The sequence below is a fragment of the Alkalibaculum bacchi genome, from assembly GCF_937875145.1.
In the GTDB taxonomy this organism is placed as follows: Bacteria; Bacillota; Clostridia; order Eubacteriales; family Alkalibacteraceae; genus Alkalibaculum; species Alkalibaculum bacchi_A.
The window spans coordinates 1-4,393 of record NZ_CALNCS010000133.1 but is presented as its reverse complement, the minus strand read 5'-3'; the positions used below and the strand labels follow the sequence as shown (position 1 = coordinate 4,393).

Sequence of the window (4,393 nt, the reverse complement as noted above, 5' to 3'; positions counted from 1 at the left end):
TTTTCTATTTTCAATCCTCCACGGCTTACGTAGTTTATCTCTTTTTCTTTAATTTCTACTTTATTGATCTCTTTCATTCGCTCACCAGGTTTATCTTTGCGCTGCCCATTAATCATGACATTCCCCGCCATAATCATCCTCTTAGCCTTTTCCCTGCTATCAAAATAACCTTGCTCATATAAATACACATCTAATCTTTCGTTCAATGCAAAACTTCTTCTTTAAGGTGGTCAGGTGGTCAGCAAATATGCGACTTACGTCGCAATGAACAATTAACAATGAACAATGAATAATTAACAATATATATAATATCTAATAATGAGGTCGCATATTTGTACTGTTCAATGTTCAGTAGTTATTTTTCATTGTTCATTGAAGATTTTGTCTTTTAAAAATTACTACAAATTCTTCTTAATATGGTGTATGGTCTAATAACTAAAATACAATATACTGATACTCTTACCTTGCCTCGCCTAAAGGCGAGGTCGTTTTTCCTGACCACCTGACCACCCGACCACCTGACCACCTGCTTTTAATACTCTCTCTTACATACAAAATTCGTCAAATCCACAATATTCTGATTGTCTACATTACACTTTCTCAAGTGAGTAAAAGCCTCTTGTATTAATCCGTCTACAATTTCTTTGGATTTTTCAATGCCATAAAGATCTACATAGGTCTTTTTGTTGTTTTTTTCGTCGCTGTGAATCTTTTTTCCTATTTTTTGTTGATCTCCGATGACATCTAATATATCGTCCACGATTTGAAAAGCCTGTCCGATTTTTTCACTGTACTGAGACAGCTCATCTATTGTCTCTTGAGATGCTCCCTGAGCTATAGGTCCTGCTAAAATACTAGCTTTTAAAAGCGAACCTGTTTTGTAAGTATTGATAAAATCTAGAGTTTCTTTCCTTCCATCTTCATTGCAATTGGCAATATCGGCTACTTGCCCCGCAATCATTCCTGAAGGGCCTGCAGCTTTTGTAATTTCATTTACTGCCTTTAAGTAATGTATTTGCTCTTGTCCACTTAAACTTAAGCCAGCATTTATCATGATTTCAAAAGCATAATTGAGTAGGGCATCTCCTGCTAAAATGGCCATATCTTCTCCATACACCTTATGATTTGTGAGTTTTCCTCTTCTATAGTCGTCATTATCCATAGCAGGCAAATCGTCGTGAACTAATGAGTAAGTATGAATCATTTCAATTGCACAGGCAAGGGGAATACACCTTTCTATATTCTCACCAAAGGCTTTCGCAAATTCTAATAAAAATATAGGTCTTAAACGTTTTCCACCTGCAAACAAGCTGTATTCCATGGCTTCTTTTAATCGTTCTGGGATATAATCAGGCAAAAGAGTCATATAATTTCTTAAATTATGATTTATCTCTGTAGTCCTTGAGTTTAAATAATCATCAATCATCTATACTTCTCCATTCCTCATCTGTACTTCCATCTTGTTTTATCTCCATAACCATAACTTTATTTATTTTCTTTTCTGCTCCATCGAGCTCATTTTCACAATTTTTAATTTTATTCATTGCTTCTTCAAATAAAGTTGTAGTCATCTCTAGAGGCTGTTTATTCTCTTCGAGCAGTTCTATAATTTCTTCGATTCTCTTAATATTTTCTTCAAATGTTTTTTCTTTCATAAAATCCCTCGTTAATTTCTTCGATTTTTACTTTTAAATGACCATCTTTAAGGCGAAGGATAAGTTCTTCATGCATCTCTACTTCTTTTACACTTTTTACTTGTTCTCCCCTTATATTTTCTATAAAACCATTTTGGTTTTGACTATAAAGGTCATTGAGATGAGATTTATAATTTAATAGTTGAACTCTTCTTTCGTGAATGGTCTTCTTTAAAATGTTTTCTAATCGGTTTTCATATAAATCCAACTGTTGCCTATACTGATACAATATGTCTAAAGGCCTTTTTATAGTGTAATGATTTTTTATCTGAGTTAAATGGTTTTTTTCTATTTCCAATTTTCGTAGCATTTGCTTGTATACTGTGGTTTTGTAGGTATAGAGTCTTTCCTTTAATTCTACTAAAGATCCCACTGCAAGTTCTGCTGCAGCTGAAGGTGTAGGGGCGCGCAAATCTGCTACAAAATCAGCAATAGTAAAATCTGTCTCATGGCCTACTCCTGAAATAATTGGGATTTCTGAATGATATATGCTCTGTGCAACAATCAATTCATTAAAAGCCCATAGCTCTTCAATAGAGCCTCCTCCGCGGCTTAGGATAATTACATCGGCGGCCTGAGTCTCATTAATTTTTTCTATGGCTCTTGCAATATCATATTTAGCGTTTTCCCCTTGTACTAAAACAGAATACACATACAAAGACACTGTAGGATTTCTCCTAGTGATGACAGATATGATATCTCGAATAGCTGCACCAGTCTTAGAGGTTACAATGGCTATTCTCTTAGGATAAGTGGGAATAGGCATTTTTATATTTTGATTAAACCAACCTTTTTCATAAAGCTGTCTTTTTAATTTTTCAAATTGCAGATAAAGATCGCCCTCGCCTTTCACCTCCATATCTTGTACGTATAGCTGGTATTGACCTGTTTTTTCGTATAAACTTACATATCCTTTTACAATTACGCTTTTGCCATCAGCTGGATTAAAGTTTAAGTGGGTAGTATTTCCTTTAAACATAACGCACATAATTCTGCTTTCTTGGTCCTTTAATGAAAAATACAAATGACCTGAAGAGTGCTCTTTGTAATTAGAAATTTCCCCTTCTACAGAAACATTGCTTAAAATCCCATCATTGCTAAACAAGCTCTTTATATAGCTGTTTAACTTACTGACGGTTAGGCTTCTCATCTTCATCTTTATTCACCGTCAACTTATCTTTTCCTTCATTTTTTGCGATTTTTTCTAATACTGCATTAATGTATTTTATCGATTCCATATCGCTGTATTTCGTCGTAAGCTGAATGGCTTCACTAATGGATACAGGCGCCGGGATATCTTTTTGCTCTATAAGCTCTAGTGTAGCCAAACGAAGTATAGCTGATTCAATCTTATTTAATCTGTTTACTTCCCAGTTTACCAGATAGGAATTAATAATCTTATCAATAGCCTCTATATTGTTTATAATGCCGCTAATCATTTCCTTTGCGTATTTTGCATCATTTTCTTTTAAATCGTATTGATTCATGTAGTCCAAATACATTCCTTCCGTTTGATCCGGTTGGAAATCTCTTTGAAAAATGGCCTTTAATACTACTTCTCTTGCGTAACTTCTACTCATTCGCTCCTCCTATAGTCTAGACGATATATGATTTTAAGGCAAAAAGCCTTCGGATCTTTATTTTATAATAGCAAAATTCTGCTTTTGGATTTAGATATTATTTAAGCTCTCTTTATATGTGATTGAATCTTTGACCTGTAAGACGGATCTTGACCCAAAAGGAATACCCAAATGCTAGCGGCTAAAGACTAATGACTAGCGACTAATGCACCGTAGGCACTTTCTTGCACAAACATGATACAACCCCTTAAAATCATTTAAGGGGTTGTTCTTACTCATTTGATTTTAATTGTACACCTTCTACATTTACGTTTACTTGTACTACATTAAAACCAGTCATAACTTCGATAGAGTGTTTAACTTTTTCTTGTACCTGGAAGGCAATCTCTTGAATTTGCACCCCATACTTTAGAACTAAGAACAAATCTACGCTAATATCACTGTCATCTCTAGTGATCCTAACGCCCTTTGCTGGATACTTTTTGCTCAGCTTTGCTGCAATGTCCTTAGTCAAACCTCCTACCATTTCTACCACTCCATCTATTTCCATAGTGGCCAAACTAGCAATAGAAGCTATCACATCTTCAGATATGTCAATTTTGCCTATTTCTTTCTCTGCATCCATCTTCATCCTAATCCCTCCAACAATTTCTTCGATTATAACAAATTTATATTCACAAAACAACACAATGAGAATCTATTATTCATACTATTATTATATAAAACTTATGAATATTTATAAAGGGAAAGTTTATTTTATATTATCAACTCCACATTTCCTTAAAAGTTCCGCTTTCCGCATTCCACTTTCAGCTAAAAGTTTTTCCCGTCCAACCATTTGTAGTTCTAAGTTATAAATAAAACCTTTGCCACCACTGGTGGCTTACGACTTTGCTTACCACCTTACCACCTGACCACCTGACCACCTGACCACCTGACCACCTGACCACCTTAAGAGTGTAATCATTTTCAATAAACTTGCAAACATTTACAATTGTTTTTTATTGCATATTTGTTGAAATAAGCAGAATAGGGGCTTATAATGAGTTTATCGCATATATGCAGCCCCTTAAATCTTATAGAAAACACCCCTTTTTCTCATAAGAACCCCTTTTAAAA

At 34.6% G+C, this 4,393-nt stretch carries 6 protein-coding genes; all 6 read right to left on the bottom strand.

The genetic code is table 11. The annotated features are described in order from the left end of the window. A partial coding sequence (locus tag Q7P22_RS08305; RefSeq protein ID WP_303863015.1) for a S4 domain-containing protein occupies positions 1–206 on the bottom strand: 206 nt, incomplete at its 3' end. A gap of 326 nt (positions 207–532) precedes the next feature. Continuing rightward, entirely contained in the window at positions 533–1,426 is an 894-nt protein-coding gene (locus Q7P22_RS08300) for a polyprenyl synthetase family protein (RefSeq protein ID WP_113921070.1), read from the bottom strand. Beyond that, positions 1,419–1,655, bottom strand: coding sequence for an exodeoxyribonuclease VII small subunit (xseB, locus tag Q7P22_RS08295; RefSeq protein ID WP_113921069.1), 237 nt, complete (start codon positions 1,653–1,655; stop codon positions 1,419–1,421). Before xseB ends, Q7P22_RS08300 begins: the two co-directional genes overlap by 8 nt. Next, a complete protein-coding gene (xseA, locus tag Q7P22_RS08290) occupies positions 1,636–2,850 on the bottom strand; it encodes an exodeoxyribonuclease VII large subunit (RefSeq protein ID WP_303863010.1) in 1,215 nt (404 codons plus the stop codon). The genes xseB and xseA overlap by 20 nt, the downstream gene beginning before the upstream one ends. Continuing rightward, positions 2,822–3,274 carry a transcription antitermination factor NusB gene (gene nusB / locus Q7P22_RS08285; protein ID WP_303863007.1) on the bottom strand — a complete coding sequence of 151 codons (453 nt, stop codon included), beginning with the start codon at positions 3,272–3,274 and terminating at the stop codon, positions 2,822–2,824. Before nusB ends, xseA begins: the two co-directional genes overlap by 29 nt. Before the next feature lie 271 nt (positions 3,275–3,545). Continuing rightward, a complete protein-coding gene (locus Q7P22_RS08280; protein ID WP_113921066.1) occupies positions 3,546–3,905 on the bottom strand; it encodes an Asp23/Gls24 family envelope stress response protein in 360 nt (119 codons plus the stop codon). Positions 3,906–4,393: the final 488 nt, after the last annotated feature.